Genomic DNA, 14,390 nt, shown 5'->3' with positions numbered 1-14,390 from the left:
CCGGCACTACCGTGGTGGTGCACGCGGAGTGTCGTTTTGCCGCAGTGGATCACGCCGCTGTGGCGTGCCGGCGCGCTATCGTGCGCCCATACGGCCTTGCGGATGGGGGAAGGCATGCCGGTAGTGCTGGCGCTGCTGTATGTGCTGTGCCATGGCCTGGCCGTGGCGTTCTGGCCGGGCCCGGCGGGCGTGGGCTCTTTCGTGTTCCTGGCCGGCGCGCCGCTGCTGGCCGCTGCCGCGTGCCTGGTACGGGCGCAACGTGACCGCGCCGCTCTGGGTTGGCGTGCCACCGCGATGGCAATGCTGCTGTGGGCCGGCGGTATGACGTTCAACATGGTGGACGCACTGGGCGCCGGCCGGGCTGACTTCACTCCGCGCGTCAGCCTGCTGTTGTACGTGTTGTATGGCGTGCCGCTGGTGTTCATCCTGGCCCGGGCACGCCGCGAGCGCTTCAGCATCAGCCTGATCGACGCGGCGATGGCAGCGCTGCTGGGTGTGCTGTTCTTCGTACACACCGCATCGTTTGCCGCCCGTGTCGAGGTCGACGCCCACGCGATGGCCAACATGCAGCGCATGTTCGACATCCAGAACCTGTGTATCGCCGGGTTCGCCGTGGTGCGATGGCTGGCCGGCGACGTGCCCGAACGGCGCAGATTCTTCCGCGCACTGGCGCTGTACGCGCTGGCCTACCTGCTGGTGGCCTACTACATCAACCATTACACATCCGATGATGCATTCGGTGCGTTCAACGATCTGCTGATCGACGTACCGTTCCTGCTGATCGCCTGCCTGGCGCTGGACACGGCGCCGGACACAGGCGCAACGCCACACCCGCGGCTGGCGCGGACGGTGCAGGCCGCCGGTCCGATCATCCTGCCGTTGCTGCTGCTGGTGGTCGGCACGCTGGTGGTCGATCATGCGCGGCCATTGGCAGTCGCGGGCTTCGTCGTAGCCACCCTGGGCTTCGGCCTGCGCAGCGTGCTGCTCCAGGCGGATCTTCTGGAACGCCAGGCAGCACTGGACCAACTGGCGCGGCAGGATGGCCTGACCGGGGTGGCCAACCGCCGCGAGTTCGATGCGCTGCTGCTGGCGGAGTGGAACCGCGCACGGCGCAGTGGCACCGAGCTGGGCCTGCTGCTGCTGGACATCGATCATTTCAAGGCCTTCAACGACCGCCACGGCCATCCCGCCGGCGACCGCTGCCTGCAGGCCGTGGCAGCGGTACTGAAGGCGAGCGCCGGTCGTGCCGGTGATCGTGTTGCGCGCTACGGTGGCGAGGAATTCGCAGTGATCGTGCCCGGCAGCGCGTTGTCGGGGGTGCTGGCGCTGGCCGAGCGCCTGCGCGAGGCGGTGGCGGCGCTGCCACTGCCGGAAGGGCCGGTCAGTATCAGCATCGGCGTGGGCTATCTGCATCCGCCCGCGATGGCCAGCGCCGATCAGCTGCTGGCCGATGCCGATGCCGGCCTGTATGCCGCCAAGCGTGCCGGCCGCAACCAGGTGGTCCTGCATGCGCACGTGCTGGATGACGAGGGCAGCGCGCACGGAACGATGGACTGTTGAGCGCGTCCTGCCCCTGCATGCGAACGCGGGGCGGTGCGGCCGGGTCATCGCTGCCGCAACCAGCCGCTGGGATCGAGCAGCCTCAGCCCGACCGGGGACAACGAGCGCTGCCGCAACGGCAGCTGTGCCGCCTGCACGGCCGTCGCGCAGCGCGCCAACTGCCGACGCAACGGTGCCAGCGTGTCGTCTTCGCGGGGCCGTGCGTGCCGCCATTGCGCGATGCGCAGCAGGCAGACCAGCAGGTCCAGTTCGCTGGCGGCAATGAACGGCGAGCCGGCCGGCAGCAGATCGATCGGGGCCGCGGGCGTGGCCAGCAGTGGCAGCAGGCCGATGAAGGCCTCGCAGCCCTCCTGGCCAAGCCCCAGTCCGCTCAGCTGGGCGAGTCCATCGGCGTGCAGATCGGGGTCGCGTAGCTGCCGTATCGCGCCCAGCAGCGCCTGTTCGCCGCGGCCGAACTGGCGCCCGAAGGCGCGGTAGCTGACCCGCGTGGGAAACAGCGGGGAACGTGGAGCCATGGGGGCTAGGGGTGTGGGTCGCGGGTTTCCACCAGCACGGGGCAGGGCGCGTGGTCGATGGTCCATTGCCCGACCGAGGGTTCGAACAGGCGTTCCAGCCGGGACAGGTGGCGATGGCCGATGACGATCAGGTCGCACTTCAGGCGCAGCGCCTGCTCGCTGATCACTTCGCCGGGATCGCCGGAGGGAATCTGTGCGATGGCATCGACGCCGCGCTCGCGCAGCTCGGCCAGGGCTTCGGCCAGCACCGTCTCTGCCTGCAAGCGCTGCCGCGCGGCTTCCGGATACTCGCGGCGATCGGCTTCGCTGGCATCGGCGGCCAGCGCGAATTCGGGGTCGAGCACGCACAGCAGGTGCAGGCGGCTGCGCGGGCCGGCGATGGCCGCGGCCAGGTCCAGCACGCGCGCGTGCTGGGGGCCGCCGTCCAGGGCGACCAGCAGGGTAGTGAACATGGATGTCTCCTTGGCAGGCCGGGGATGGTCGCCGATGTCCGTGCGCGCACCCATGCCGTGCGCGGCAGTCAATGAATGCGTAAAACGCAATCTACGGTCGTTACGCGTGTCGTAGAGTCATCTGATTTACTGGAGACTGTCATGCCCCTGCCGGACCTGAACCTGTTGCTGGCACTGGACGTGCTGATCGACGAATGCAGCGTGGCCGCCGCTGCGCGGCGGATGAACCTGAGCGCGCCGGCGATGAGCCGTACCCTGGGCCGGATCCGTACCGCGCTGGGCGACCCGGTGCTGGTACGTGCCGGACGAGGCCTGGCTCCCACGCCCCGTGCGCTGCAATTGCGTGAGCAGGTCCGCGATGTGATCGAGCAGGCCCATCGCGTATTCAACGCCGGTCGCGCAGTCGACATGCGGGTGCTGGAGCGTACCTTCAGCGTGCGGGCCAATGATGTGTTCGTCGGCAGCTACGGTGGTCGGCTGCGCGAAGTCTTCCGCGAGCAGGCCCCGCATTGCACGTTGCGCTTCGTTCCCGAGGGCGACACTGATGATGACGCGATGGTGCAGGGGCGCATCGACCTGTACATCAGTACGGCGGGCCGGCACAGTCCCGAGACCAAGGTGCAGCACCTGTTCACTACTTCGCTGCTGGGCGCAGCCCGTACGGATCACCCGCTGTTCGATGGCGAAATCAGCGCCGAGCGCTTTGCGGCATGCGACCACATCGCTGTTTCCCGGCGCGGATTGACCCATGGGCCGATCGACGAAGAACTGGCGCTGCTTGGCCTGCAGCGGCGTGTGGCCGTCGTCATTCCCACCTTCCATGGCGCGATCTTCGCCGCTGCCGATTCCGATCTGGTGCTGCCGCAGATGCCGAGCGTAATGCTCGAGCGCATCGCCTACATGGGCCTGCCGCTGCGCATGTTCCCGCTGCCGGTGCCGGTACGTACGGTGGCTCTGGTACAGGCCTGGCATCCGCGCATGGACAACGATCCGGCACACCAGTGGCTGCGCCGTGCGATCAAGGGCATGTGCGACGCCAGCGAGGATGGGCGTCGCTGACGGGACCGGAGCGTGCGCCTGACGCACGCGTGGGGTGCGGGCCACGCCATTTTTCGTAGGGCACCGGCTCCCTAGACTGCGCTCCCCGGAGTTTCACTGAGCGCATTCCAATGACCCTCAACATGCCGTGCAGTGCACGGATCGGTGCCCGGCGATGAGTCCGCCGGCCGCCGCTGTCCCGGCCGCCGCAGCGCCCCGTCCTGCCGCCGCCCCCGGGCTCGATCGCCGCATTCTGGTCGGCCTGTGTGGCGTGCTGCTGGCAGTGCTGGTGTCGGGCTTCAACGAGAACATCACCAAGGTTGCCCTGGCCGACATCCGCGGTGCGATGGGTTTCAGCGTCGATGACGGCAGCTGGATCATCGCCCTCTACAGCGCGATGTCGGTCAGCGCGATGGCCTTCGCACCGTGGTGTGCGGCCACCTTCTCGCTGCGCCGCTTCGCATTGGCGATGATCGGTGGCTTCATGGTGCTGGGCGTGCTGTGCCCGCTTGCCCCGAACCTGCAGGTGTTCCTGCTGCTGCGCGCGCTGCAGGGCCTGTGCGGTGGTGCACTGCCGCCGCTGCTGATGAGCGTGGCGCTGCGCTTTCTGCCGCCGGGCATCAAGCTGTACGGCCTGGCCGGCTATGCGCTGACGGCGACGTTCGGCCCAAGCATGGGCACCCCGCTGGCCGCGTTCTGGGTCGAGCAGGTGGGCTGGCACTGGGCGTTCTGGCAGATCGTGCCGTACTGCCTGGCCGCGATGGCGATGGTCGGCTGGGGCCTGCCGCAGGACCCGCTGCGGCTGGAACGCTTCGCCCAGTTCGATGGCGTCGGCCTGCTGCTGGGCCTGCCGGCGCTGGTGCTGCTGGTGCTGGGCCTGGTGCAGGGCCCGCGCCTGAACTGGTTCGACTCGCCGATGATCACGCTGATGATCGGTGGCGGTGCCGGCCTGATGGTGCTGTTCATGATCAATGAATGGTTCCATCCGCTGCCGTTCTTCAAGCTGCAGCTGCTGGCCAACCGCAACCTCAGCTACTCGCTGGTGACGCTGGGCGGCGTGCTGTTCGTGCTGCTGGCAGTGATCTCGATCCCGTCCGGTTTCCTGGCCAGCGTGCAGGGCTACCGGCCGCTGCAGACCGCACCGATGCTGCTGTGGGTGGCGTTGCCGCAGGTGATCGCGCTGCCGCTGGTGGCGGCACTGCTGAACATCCGCGCGGTGGACTGCCGCTGGGTGCAGGCCACCGGCCTGGCGATGCTGGCGCTGGCCTGCTGGCTGGGCTCGCACCTGGATGTGGCCTGGATCGGCGACAACTTCCTGTGGGTGCAGCTGCTGCAGGTGTTCGCCCAGCCGATGGCGGTGCTGCCGTTGCTGATGCTGGCCACCGGCGGCCTGGCGCCGCAGGACGGCCCGTTCGCCTCGGCGTGGTTCAACACGGTCAAGGGCTTCGCTGCCGTGCTCGCCGGTGGCGTGCTGGATGCTGTCGCCCAGGGCCGCCGTCATTTCCATTCCACCGTGCTGGTCGACCGCCTCGGCGAGCAACCGTGGCTGGCCGATGGCCCGCAGCTGGGCGCGCGCCTGCATGCGCAGGTACAGGCGCTGACTTCGGCCGACCTGTACTGGGTGGTCGCGCTGGTGGCGCTGGCCTTCATTCCCCTCATTGCCTGGATGCCCACCCGCATCCATCCGCCACGTGCCGTGGCCTGAACCCTTCGCAGGAACCCCCTCATGACGATCAATCGAACCACCCTCAACACCGGCCTGGGCCTGGGCGTGCTGGCCCTGGCCGTCGGCGCCTGGCTGCTGCTGCGCGATGGCGGTCACCAGACCACCAACAATGCGTACGTGGTGGCCGACTACACCCTGGTAGCGCCGAAGATTCCCGGCTTCGTCAGTGCCGTGGAAGTCGAGGACAACCAGTCGGTGAAGGCCGGTGATGTGCTCGCCCGCATCGACGACCGCGACTACCAGGTCGCCCTGCAGGCGGCCCGTGCCGACCTCGCCAATGCCCGTGCACAGCTGGCCAATGCGCAGGCCGCACTGGCCCAGCAGGACTCGTTGATCGCGCAGGCCAGGGCCAGTGTCGATGTCAGCCGTTCCGAGCTGACCCTGGCCAGTGCCGACCAGCAGCGTTACCGCGAACTGGCCCGCGACGGCGCCGGTACCGTGCAGAACGCGCAGCAGGCGCAGTCGAAGCAGGCCGTGGCCAGTGCCCATCTGCAGCAGGGCCAGGCCGCGCTGTCGACCGCACGCCAGCGCACCGACATCCTCAGCGCGGGCGTACAGGCCGCGCAGGCGGCGGTGCAGCGTGCGGAAGCGGCGCAGGCGCGCGCTGAACTGGATCTGTCGCACACCGCGCTGCGCGCACCGATCGATGGCATGGTCGGTCGCCGCGCAGTGCGCGTGGGTGCCTACCTGACCCCGGGCACCCCGGTGGCTGCGGTGGTGCCGCTGAAGCGCGCCTTCGTGGTCGCCAACTTCCAGGAAACGCAGATGACCCGCATGCAGCCCGGCCAGCAGGTCGAACTGAAGGTGGACGTATTCCCGGGCACGCCGCTGCGCGGGCACATCGACAGCATTGCACCAGCCACCGGCGTCACCTTTGCTGCAGTCGCACCAGAGAACGCCACCGGCAACTTCACCAAGGTGGTGCAGCGCATTCCGGTGAAGATCGTGCTGGAGCCGGGCCAGCCGCTGCTGGACCAGCTGCGTGCCGGCATGTCGGTGGAAGCCAGCGTTGACCTGGGCAGCCGCGTGCGCGCGCAGAGCGTGCAGCACAGTCCGGGCCAGGCGGCCGGGGAGGGTGCATGAGCGCGATCACCGTGTTCCGTACCTTCGTTGCGGCCAGCCTGTGCACGGCCCTGGCGGCCTGCACGATGGGTCCGGACTTCGTACGCCCGCAGGCGGAACTGCCCAGCCACTGGCAGGGTGAGGCCGTCGCCGGCAACGCCATCGACCAGGACGCGGCCTGGTGGGCCGGTTTCGATGATCCAATGCTGGGGCAGCTGGCCAACCAGGTGCTGGCGGCCAACCTGGACCTGCAGCTGGCCGCCAACCGCGTACAGCAGAGTCGCGCCGCACGCGGCATCACCGCTGCCGACCGCCTGCCCAGCGTCGGCGCGAGCGCCAGTGGCGTGCGTGCACGCAACAGCGAGGTGGGCCTGAATGATCCGTCCGGCAACGGCGGCCGTGATGACTACGGCCTGTTTCAGGCCGGCATCGGCCTGAGCTGGGAGCTGGACCTGTGGGGCCGCGTGCGCCGCCAGGTGGAAGCGGCCGACGCGCGCGTGCAGATGGCCGAGGAGGATGCACATGCCGTGCGCATCGCGCTGCTGGCGGAAACCGCGCGTGACTACCTGCAGCTGCGTGCGACGCGGCAGTTGCTGGCAATCACCGAGGACAATCTCAGCATCGCGCACGATATCAAACGGCTGACCGAGGCACGCCAGCGGCAGGGCGTGGCCAGCACGCTGCAGGTGGCCAGCGCATCCGCGCAGGTGGCATCGCTGCACGCACGTATCGCGCCGCTGCGGCACCGCGAATCGCAGCTGCGCAATGCGCTGGCGTTCCTGCTGGCGCAGCCGCCGCAGGCGCTGGACGCGCAGCTGCAGGGTGCACGCCGTGACTGGCCGGCGTTGCCAGCGGTGGCGGTGGGGCTGCCCAGTGAACTGGCCGAGCGTCGCCCGGACATCCGTCGTGCCGAGGCGGCACTGCATGCGGCAACGGCCGGCATCGGCGTGGCCAAGGCCAGTTTCCTGCCGCGCATCACCTTGAATGGCGACGCTGGCTTCCAGGCCAGGCAGCTGGATGATCTGGATGGCTGGAACGCGCACCGTTTCAGCATCGGGCCGTCGATCAGCCTGCCGATCTTCCAGGGCGGGCGGCTGAAGGCCAACCTCGCGCTGAGCCGGCTGCAGCAGCAACAGTCGGCCCTGCAGTTCCGCCGTACCGTGTTGCAGGCCTGGCATGAAGTGGACGACGCCATCGGCGGCTACAGTGCCGAGCAGCAGCGCACGGTGCAGCTGCACGTGGCGGTGGATGAGAGCGAGACCGCACTGCGGGCGGCGCGCCGCCAGTACCAGGCTGGCGTGGTCGACATGCTGGATGTGCTGACCACCCAGCGCATCGCGCTGGACAATCAGGCCGCGCTGGCCAACAGCCAGGCCACGGCTGCGATCGCGCGGGTGGAGCTGTACCGCGCGCTGGGTGGTGGCTGGTAGCGATAGGGAAACGCCGGGCCATGCCCGGCGGTTCGTCGGTAGTTGCCAACCTTGGTTGGCAGTTTTTTGGGAGCACCAACCAAGGGTGGCGTCTACCAGAGCCCGTCGTGCGCCGGGCCACGTGCTGTGGACCCGGTGGACGCATCAACGCCGGTCCGCTACCTCGCGGTAAAACCAGTACTCCTGTTCCAGACCTTCATCGTGGTCGGCGGGAGGAATGCTGACCTGCACACCTCGCTCCTCAACGCCTCGAGTTAGGGCGAGCTGCCATTCGGCGGAAAGGCTGCGCGAGGTGATGGCGGTGACCTGGCCATCCGCTGTCGAGGCGACGTGGCCCTGGAAGTACGCTTCGTCCAGGTAAAGGCAAATCTCGCTGGAGAACATCCCTGGCTGGGCGATGCAGCTGGTTACCCGCACAGTAGCCTGTGACGCGGGCCGCGACTGGATCAGATTTGCGCAGGCGCCGATGAGCGATTGGGCGCAGGCACGCTGGATTCTCAGGCTGGTGGCCGGGCCTTCGATCAGGCCGGCTCGGGTCGGAACCTTGTAGTTCCAGTAGCGAGCTTGACTGCCCAACTCCTCTGGCGAGGGAAACGCACCACTGAAGCAGTCAGCATCTCTGTTTCTCATTCCCACAGTGTGCCAGCCACATGCGTGGCGGGTTGGAAAGCGCCAACCAAGGTTGGCATCTACCGGAGCAGGCCCCGGAAGCGCCGGGCCATGTCCGGCGGCGCCTTGGTTGGCAGCCGTTTGTGCAAGCGCCAACCAAGGTTGGCGTCTACCCGAGCATGGTCATCGGCACCGGGTCGATCACGACACGGGCACGGTAGCGCCGGGCCATGCCCGGCGGGCAGGGCCTCAACGCACGTCGCGCAGTTCCCAGTGGCTGCCGGCCAGCAGGCGCAGGCGCTGCTTGAACACGTCACTGTCGATGCGGGTGGTGGCCACCAGGTTGATGCGCAGGTCCTTCTGCTCACCGGTCACGGTGGCGTCCGGATCGGTCACGCCCCACTGCGGTTCCACCGCATCCGGGTCGGGCTGCTTGGCCTTCCAGCGCTCGAACAGCGTGCCGCTGCGCAGGGCGTCCTGCAGCTCTTCGGCGAAACCGGTGGCGCCCTGCGAATGGAAGGACAGGTCAGGGTCGTTGCCGCGGGCCTTGGAGGGGTCGGGCAGGCTGATGTGATACTGCGCAGGCATGGAGTTCTCCTTGAGGTGCGGCAAGGCTGGCACAACCGCGGTGGAATCGATGTGCAGATTCCCGCTGCGGTCGGCCTTCATTCAAACCGATGCGGCCCATCGGCAAAACCCACGGTGACCGCGCCCTTGCCGACGTTGACCATGCCGGTCAGGCTCATCACCGACTCATACAGGCTGACGCCCTGCTCGGCGCAGACCTGCTTCAACGCCGCATAGCCGGGCAGGGCGCGCAGTTCGTCCAGTTCACCGCCGTAGCTGACACACACCGTCGGTGTCATCAGACCGGCGCGTACACGCTGGCCGACCACGGCGAACAGCTTCTGCACGGCGTTGTCGAAGCCTTTGATCTTGGCCACCGGCCCGGTCTCGCCGCGGTAGCCGTGCAGCACCGGCTTGATATCCAGTGCGCTGCCCAGCGCCGCGCTGAGCAGGCCGACGCTGCGGTCGCCCTTGTGCCGTGCGCGGGCGCGCATGTAGTACAGGTCGCGGGTGACCATGTAGCCATGCACGCTGCCGGCCAGTTCCTCCAGCCGCTCGCGGATCTGCTGCACGCTGGCGCCACTGTCACGCAGGCGCACCGCCTCGACCGCGGTCACGGCCTGCGCCGCAAACAGGTTCTGCGTGTCGAGCACGCGCAGCGCGAACGGCGAGTTGTAGCCCGCCGCCTGCCGTACCGGCTTGTAGTCGTTGAGGATGGCGAAGCTGGCCTGCAGTGCGTTGTCGTGGATCGGGCTGCGGGTCTTGGTGATGGTCATGCAGAACACGTGGTCGTAGTCGATCACCAGCTGCTGCAGGAACAGGTCGCGGATCTGGTTGACGCTGAAGGGGATGGTCTCCGCCTCGGCGCCGTGTTCGGCCACGTGGGCATGCAGGAAACTGAGCGTGGCCTGCTCGTCACGATGATCGGCCAGCACGGCTTCGCCGATCCGCACGGTGATCGGCAGCAGCACGATGTTGTGTTCGGCAATGAAGTCCTGCGGCAGGTCGCAGGCCGAGTCGACGACGATTCCGATGCGCATCCGCGGCTCCCCCTCCAGGGCGGTTGTAGGTTCGGAAATGTGAAAACTATCTCAAAACCGCGCCCGGCGCGCGAGGGAAATACGCCAGTGCCTGTTCAGCGATTGCGCTGCACCGCCATCGGCAGGTGGTCCAGGCGCTGCCACTCGGGCTGCTGCAACAGGCCCGGATCGTCCAGCACGGCGGCCATCAACGGGTGCGCGTCGTTGCCCCAGAACAGTTCATCACCGATGGCCAGGGTCGGGACGCCGAACACGCCCGCGCCGATGGCGGCGTCCGTGTTGCGCCGCAGCTGCTCCTTCACCGCCGGATCGGCAATGGCAGCAGCGACATCCTCGATGTCCAGCCGGGCGCCGGGCTCGCGCAGGGCCTCGGCACTGTCGCCGGCATTGCCCTCGCGCCAGATCCAGTCAAACAGCACGTCCACCGCCTGCGCGCTGGCACCGGCCGCCAGGCACAGGCGCAGCGCCGACAGCGGGTTGAACGGATGGCCCGGCGGGAAACGCATCGGCGTACCCTCGGCCTGCGCGGTCCACTGCAGCTGGCGGTACATGAAGCGGCGCTTGGCCGGAATCTCGGCCGGGCCGAGGTTGCCCAGGTGATGCAGCACCGCGCCGAAGGCAATCGGCACAGGCTGGATCTGGCCGAACTGCGGCAGCTGCTTCAGCTTCTGCCAGTGCAGGTAGGAATAGGGCGAGACGAAGTCGAAATACCAGCGCAGCGTAGCCATGGAGGGTCCTCGAAAGCGGTCAGGGCTGCGCGTTGCGCTGCAGGTAGCGGTCGCGCAGTTCGGTCTGGCGCGAGCGCATCGGCATCGCGCGGCCGCCCAGCCAGACCTGTTCGGCGTAGTGCGCCACATCCAGCGGGTCGCCTTCCCACAGCACCAGGTCGGCGCGCTTGCCGGGCTCGATGCTGCCGATCTGGTCGGCCACGCCGAAGGCCTGTGCCGGAACCCGGGTCAGGCCGGCCAGGCCGTCGGCCCAGGGCAGGCCATTGGCCACGGCATTGCCCGCCAGCTGGCGCATCTTGCGTGCGTTGTGCGAGGCGTCGCCACGCTGCACGAACGAGACTGCCACGCCAGCCCGCTGCAGGCGTGCCGCGTTTTCCAGGGTGGCACCGATCTGGTCGAAGCTGGCCGGCAGGTTGGCCAGCACATCGACGAACACCGGCACGTGCGCCGCTGCCAGTTCCGGCCCCAGCTGCCAGGCTTCGCTGGCGCCGGCAAGGGCGATCTTCACTTTCTCGCGCCCGGCCCAGCGCAGCAGCTGGCGGATGTCCGCCGCGCGGTCCACCTCCACCACGATGCGGCCCTGGCCGGCCAGGTAGCGGCCCAGCGTGCGCCGCCCGGCCGGGGTCAGCAGCGCATGCGGCGAATCGGCGGCCACCTGGCCGCGGGCCTCATCCACCATCTGCTGCAGCAGCATCCATTGCGCCGCGCGCGAGTGGCCGGTCAGCTCCGATGCCGCCGAGCCCAGGCGCAGGAACAGGGCACGCGGGCCGAGCGGGTCGGCGCTGCCGTCCAGCCGGACCACGCCCCCCTGGCCGGCCACGAAGCCGCCTCCGGTGGCCGCACCCAGTGCGGTGAACCCGATGCCTTCCAGGCGCGCCACCGGGATCAGCACCGAGGCCGGGTTGTAGGCCAGGGTGACATCGAACTCGGGGCGCAGCGGTTGTTCGCCGATCTTCAGCGTGCTGTCGACCGTGCTCGATTCACCCGACACTTCTTCAATGCCGATTTCGGTGATGCCACCGAACAGCGCCGGGGTCAGCGGCCGACCGTTGGCCTCGACCACGGTCGCCCCGGCCGGCGCCGACAGGCCGTTGCCCACCGCGCGGATGATGCCGCCCTGCACCAGCACATCGGCGTTCTGCAGGCTGCCGCGCGCGCTGGCGGTGTGCACCGTGGCATTGCGCACCAGCAGGTCCTGCGCCTGTGCGGAGGCGGAGAGGCAGGCCAGCACCATGAAAGTAGCGCCGAGCCATGCCCGGCTGCCCTTCGCGGCAGACTGCGCCAACTGCTTGAGCACCATCATCAGCGCACCTCCTGGCCGAGCTGGAAATCAGAACGTGGCGTCGCTGCCGGTGCACTGCGGTCGTACAGCCTGCGGCCATCAATGAAGACCTGCTCGGCCAGCGCATAGGAACTGAAGGGGTTGCCGTTCCACACCACCACGTCGGCCATCTTGCCGGCTTCCAGGGTGCCGGTCTGGCCCTCGATACCCAGCGCCCTGGCAGCATTGGCGGTCATCCAGGTGATGGCATGTTCGGGGGTGATCTCCGGCATGCGCGCACGTCGCGCCGAGGCCATCACCTTTGCTGCCTCCTGGTTCAGGCGCTGGATGCCTTCGGGCGAATCGGAATGGACGATGGCGCAGCTGTTCTTCGGCCGGTCGACCAGCGCGATGTTTTCCTGGATGCCGTCGAAGGCCTCCATCTTGAAGCCCCACCAGTCGGCCCACAGCGCACCGCAGACGCCATCGGCGGCCAGGCGGTCGGCCAGCTTGTAGGCTTCCACGCCATGGTGGAAGGCGGCCACCTTGAAGCCGAACTCCTTGGCCAGGTCGAGCATGGTGGCCATTTCGTCGGCGCGGTAGCAGTGGATGTGCACGCGGATGTCGCCCTGGATCGCGCCCGCCAGCGTGTCCAGCTTGAGGTCGCGCTTGCCACCGGCGTCGCCGGCGCTGTCGCCCTTGTCGCTGCCGAACCAGCGCTTGCGCTTGGCCGCCTTGGGCGTGTTCTTGGCGATGTAGTCGGCGGCATCGATGAAGGCGGCACGGTAGCCGGCTACGTTGCCCATCCGCGTGGCCGGGGCCACGCCCTTGCCTTCGCCATAGACCCGCTTGGGGTTCTCGCCGCAGGCCATCTTCAGCCCCCATGGCGCGCCGGGGAATTTCATCGCCTGATAGGTGATGGCGGGAACGTTCTTGAGGGTCACGCCGCGGCCGCCAACCAGGTTGGCCGAGCCGGGCAGCACCTGCATGCTGGTCACGCCGCCGGCCAGTGCGGTGGCAAAGCCCGGGTCCTGCGGCCACACCGAGTGTTCGGCCCAGACGTTGGCGGTGACCGGCGCGGTCACTTCGTTGCCGTCGCTGTGCGCACCGACGCCCGGGCTGGGGTACACGCCCAGGTGCGAGTGCACGTCGATCAGCCCCGGCGTCACCCACTTGCCCTGCGCATCGATGCGGGTGACGCCGGCGTCGGCCTGCAGCTGGCGGCCAACGGCGGCGATACGGCCATCGCGCAGCAGCACGTCGGCGTTGTCCAGGCGTTGGCCGGTGCCGGTCAGCACGGTGGCGTTGTGGATCAGCACCGGCGCATCGGGATGGGCCTGGTAGGTGCTGGGGTAGGGGTCGGCGACGAAGCGCGAAGCGCCCACGGCGGGTGCCGTGCTCAATGAAAGCAGCGCCAGTGCCACCCCGGCGCGCAACAACGTCGATGCCATGCAGTTCCCCTCGCAGCGTAGTCCAGCCGCCGACGCTAGCCGGACGGCGGCGTGCTTGCCAAGTGACCTTCTTCACACGCGTGCCGGCAATGCCTCGACGGGGCCGCCCGGCTGGCTGAAAATAGCCGGTCCCCACGCCGTACACCGGACCACCGCCCATGAAGAGCAAGCAGGAAATCGTCGACAACTGGCTGCCACGCTATACCGGCGTACCGCTGGACCAGTTCGGCCAGCACATCCTGCTGACCAACTTCGGCGGCTACCTGCATACCTTTTCCGAGCTGACCGGCGCACCCGTCATCGGCCTGGACCGGCCGATGGCCAGCGCCACCATCGACGGCATCACCATGATCAATTTCGGCATGGGCAGCCCCAACGCGGCGATCATCATGGACCTGCTGTCGGCGGTGATGCCCAAGGCGGTGCTGTTCCTGGGCAAGTGCGGTGGCCTCAAGCGCAAGAACCAGCTGGGCGACCTGGTGCTGCCGATTGCTGCGATCCGCGGCGAAGGCACCTCGGGCGATTACCTGCCGCCGGAAGTGCCGGCGTTGCCGGCGTTCGCGCTGCAGCGTGCGGTCTCGACCATGATCCGCGACCTCGGCCACGACTACTGGACCGGCACCGTCTACACCACCAACCGCCGGGTCTGGGAGCACGACGAGGCCTTCAAGGAGCGGCTGCGGGCGATGCGCTGCATGGCCATCGACATGGAGACGGCCACGGTGTTTGCGGCCGGCTTCGCCAACCACATCCCCAGCGGCGCGCTGCTGCTGGTATCGGACCAGCCGATGATCCCGGACGGGGTCAAGACCGAGGCGTCCGATGCCAAGGTCAGCTCCCAGTTCGTGCAAAACCATATCCAGATCGGTATCGAGGCGCTTAAGCTTATCCGGCGCAACGGCAAGTCGGTCCGCCACCTGCGCTTCGACGAATGATGATGACGGCCTGGCG

14 protein-coding genes are annotated in these 14,390 nt (G+C 68.4%); 6 read left to right on the top strand and 8 right to left on the bottom strand.

All coding sequences use genetic code 11. From position 1 onward, the window contains the following. The first annotated feature begins 114 nt into the window (after positions 1 to 114). Positions 115 to 1,560 carry a GGDEF domain-containing protein gene (locus tag ARC23_RS11710; protein ID WP_057497372.1) on the top strand — a complete coding sequence of 482 codons (1,446 nt, stop codon included), beginning with the start codon at positions 115 to 117 and terminating at the stop codon, positions 1,558 to 1,560. 44 nt (positions 1,561 to 1,604) lie between these two features. Here the strand turns inward: ARC23_RS11710 and ARC23_RS11705 are convergent, their stop codons facing one another. Further along, entirely contained in the window at positions 1,605 to 2,075 is a 471-nt protein-coding gene (locus ARC23_RS11705) for a hypothetical protein (RefSeq protein WP_057497371.1), read from the bottom strand. A gap of 5 nt (positions 2,076 to 2,080) precedes the next feature. Continuing rightward, positions 2,081 to 2,527 carry a universal stress protein gene (locus tag ARC23_RS11700; RefSeq protein WP_057497370.1) on the bottom strand — a complete coding sequence of 149 codons (447 nt, stop codon included), beginning with the start codon at positions 2,525 to 2,527 and terminating at the stop codon, positions 2,081 to 2,083. A gap of 141 nt (positions 2,528 to 2,668) precedes the next feature. On the opposite strand from ARC23_RS11700, the gene ARC23_RS11695 reads away from it, so the two are divergent. The 4 genes from ARC23_RS11695 (at position 2,669) to ARC23_RS11680 (ending at position 7,783) form a co-directional block, all read left to right on the top strand. Next, on the top strand, positions 2,669 to 3,586 hold the full coding sequence (locus tag ARC23_RS11695; protein ID WP_057497369.1) for a LysR family transcriptional regulator: 918 nt from the start codon (positions 2,669 to 2,671) through the stop codon (positions 3,584 to 3,586). A 154-nt stretch (positions 3,587 to 3,740) separates the two neighbouring features. After that, positions 3,741 to 5,270 (top strand): MFS transporter, encoded by a 1,530-nt coding sequence (locus ARC23_RS11690; RefSeq protein ID WP_057497368.1) that lies wholly within the window; start codon positions 3,741 to 3,743, stop codon positions 5,268 to 5,270. A gap of 21 nt (positions 5,271 to 5,291) precedes the next feature. Then, the gene (locus tag ARC23_RS11685) at positions 5,292 to 6,374 is read left to right on the top strand and encodes an HlyD family secretion protein (protein ID WP_057497367.1); all 1,083 of its coding nucleotides are present in this window, start codon (positions 5,292 to 5,294) and stop codon (positions 6,372 to 6,374) included. After that, a complete protein-coding gene (locus tag ARC23_RS11680; RefSeq protein ID WP_057497366.1) occupies positions 6,371 to 7,783 on the top strand; it encodes an efflux transporter outer membrane subunit in 1,413 nt (470 codons plus the stop codon). The genes ARC23_RS11685 and ARC23_RS11680 overlap by 4 nt, the downstream gene beginning before the upstream one ends. Before the next feature lie 144 nt (positions 7,784 to 7,927). On the opposite strand, the gene ARC23_RS11675 is transcribed toward ARC23_RS11680, so the two are convergent. From ARC23_RS11675 to ARC23_RS11650, 6 genes are all read right to left on the bottom strand, one after another. Beyond that, positions 7,928 to 8,359, bottom strand: a complete 432-nt coding sequence (locus ARC23_RS11675) for a DUF3916 domain-containing protein (RefSeq protein WP_238985237.1) — start codon at positions 8,357 to 8,359, stop codon at positions 7,928 to 7,930. A gap of 282 nt (positions 8,360 to 8,641) precedes the next feature. Then, positions 8,642 to 8,980, bottom strand: coding sequence for a hypothetical protein (locus ARC23_RS11670; RefSeq protein ID WP_057497400.1), 339 nt, complete (start codon positions 8,978 to 8,980; stop codon positions 8,642 to 8,644). Between the two features lie 77 nt (positions 8,981 to 9,057). Beyond that, entirely contained in the window at positions 9,058 to 9,999 is a 942-nt protein-coding gene (locus ARC23_RS11665; protein WP_057497365.1) for a DegV family protein, read from the bottom strand. Between the two features lie 95 nt (positions 10,000 to 10,094). Continuing rightward, complete coding sequence (locus ARC23_RS11660; protein ID WP_057497364.1) at positions 10,095 to 10,727, bottom strand: 2-hydroxychromene-2-carboxylate isomerase; 633 nt, start codon at positions 10,725 to 10,727, stop codon at positions 10,095 to 10,097. Positions 10,728 to 10,746: 19 nt separating this feature from the next. Beyond that, positions 10,747 to 12,030: an amidohydrolase family protein gene (locus tag ARC23_RS11655; RefSeq protein ID WP_057497363.1), complete on the bottom strand. Its 1,284-nt coding sequence runs from the start codon at positions 12,028 to 12,030 to the stop codon at positions 10,747 to 10,749. Next, a complete protein-coding gene (locus tag ARC23_RS11650) occupies positions 12,030 to 13,439 on the bottom strand; it encodes an amidohydrolase (RefSeq protein WP_057497362.1) in 1,410 nt (469 codons plus the stop codon). Before ARC23_RS11650 ends, ARC23_RS11655 begins: the two co-directional genes overlap by 1 nt. 158 nt (positions 13,440 to 13,597) lie before the next feature. Here ARC23_RS11650 and ARC23_RS11645 point away from each other — a divergent pair, with 158 nt between their 5' ends. Continuing rightward, on the top strand, positions 13,598 to 14,374 hold the full coding sequence (locus ARC23_RS11645) for an AMP nucleosidase (RefSeq protein ID WP_057497361.1): 777 nt from the start codon (positions 13,598 to 13,600) through the stop codon (positions 14,372 to 14,374). The last annotated feature ends 16 nt before the right edge of the window (positions 14,375 to 14,390 follow it).

The organism is Stenotrophomonas beteli, assembly GCF_001431665.1.
Classification (GTDB): domain Bacteria; phylum Pseudomonadota; class Gammaproteobacteria; order Xanthomonadales; family Xanthomonadaceae; genus Stenotrophomonas; species Stenotrophomonas beteli.
The sequence above is the reverse complement of the archived record's forward strand: the minus strand, read 5'-3'. Positions and strand labels throughout refer to the sequence as shown.

Bases quoted from the DNA above. Each gene is read 5' to 3' on its own strand.
- ARC23_RS11710 (WP_057497372.1), top strand. From the start codon at position 115: ATGCCGGTAGTGCTGGCGCTGCTGTATGTGCTGTGCCATGGCCTGGCC.
- ARC23_RS11705 (WP_057497371.1), bottom strand. From the start codon at position 2,075: ATGGCTCCACGTTCCCCGCTGTTTCCCACGCGGGTCAGCTACCGCGCC.
- ARC23_RS11700 (WP_057497370.1), bottom strand. From the start codon at position 2,527: ATGTTCACTACCCTGCTGGTCGCCCTGGACGGCGGCCCCCAGCACGCG.
- ARC23_RS11695 (WP_057497369.1), top strand. From the start codon at position 2,669: ATGCCCCTGCCGGACCTGAACCTGTTGCTGGCACTGGACGTGCTGATC.
- ARC23_RS11690 (WP_057497368.1), top strand. From the start codon at position 3,741: ATGAGTCCGCCGGCCGCCGCTGTCCCGGCCGCCGCAGCGCCCCGTCCT.
- ARC23_RS11685 (WP_057497367.1), top strand. From the start codon at position 5,292: ATGACGATCAATCGAACCACCCTCAACACCGGCCTGGGCCTGGGCGTG.
- ARC23_RS11680 (WP_057497366.1), top strand. From the start codon at position 6,371: ATGAGCGCGATCACCGTGTTCCGTACCTTCGTTGCGGCCAGCCTGTGC.
- ARC23_RS11670 (WP_057497400.1), bottom strand. From the start codon at position 8,980: ATGCCTGCGCAGTATCACATCAGCCTGCCCGACCCCTCCAAGGCCCGC.
- ARC23_RS11665 (WP_057497365.1), bottom strand. From the start codon at position 9,999: ATGCGCATCGGAATCGTCGTCGACTCGGCCTGCGACCTGCCGCAGGAC.
- ARC23_RS11660 (WP_057497364.1), bottom strand. From the start codon at position 10,727: ATGGCTACGCTGCGCTGGTATTTCGACTTCGTCTCGCCCTATTCCTAC.
- ARC23_RS11655 (WP_057497363.1), bottom strand. From the start codon at position 12,030: ATGATGGTGCTCAAGCAGTTGGCGCAGTCTGCCGCGAAGGGCAGCCGG.
- ARC23_RS11650 (WP_057497362.1), bottom strand. From the start codon at position 13,439: ATGGCATCGACGTTGTTGCGCGCCGGGGTGGCACTGGCGCTGCTTTCA.
- ARC23_RS11645 (WP_057497361.1), top strand. From the start codon at position 13,598: ATGAAGAGCAAGCAGGAAATCGTCGACAACTGGCTGCCACGCTATACC.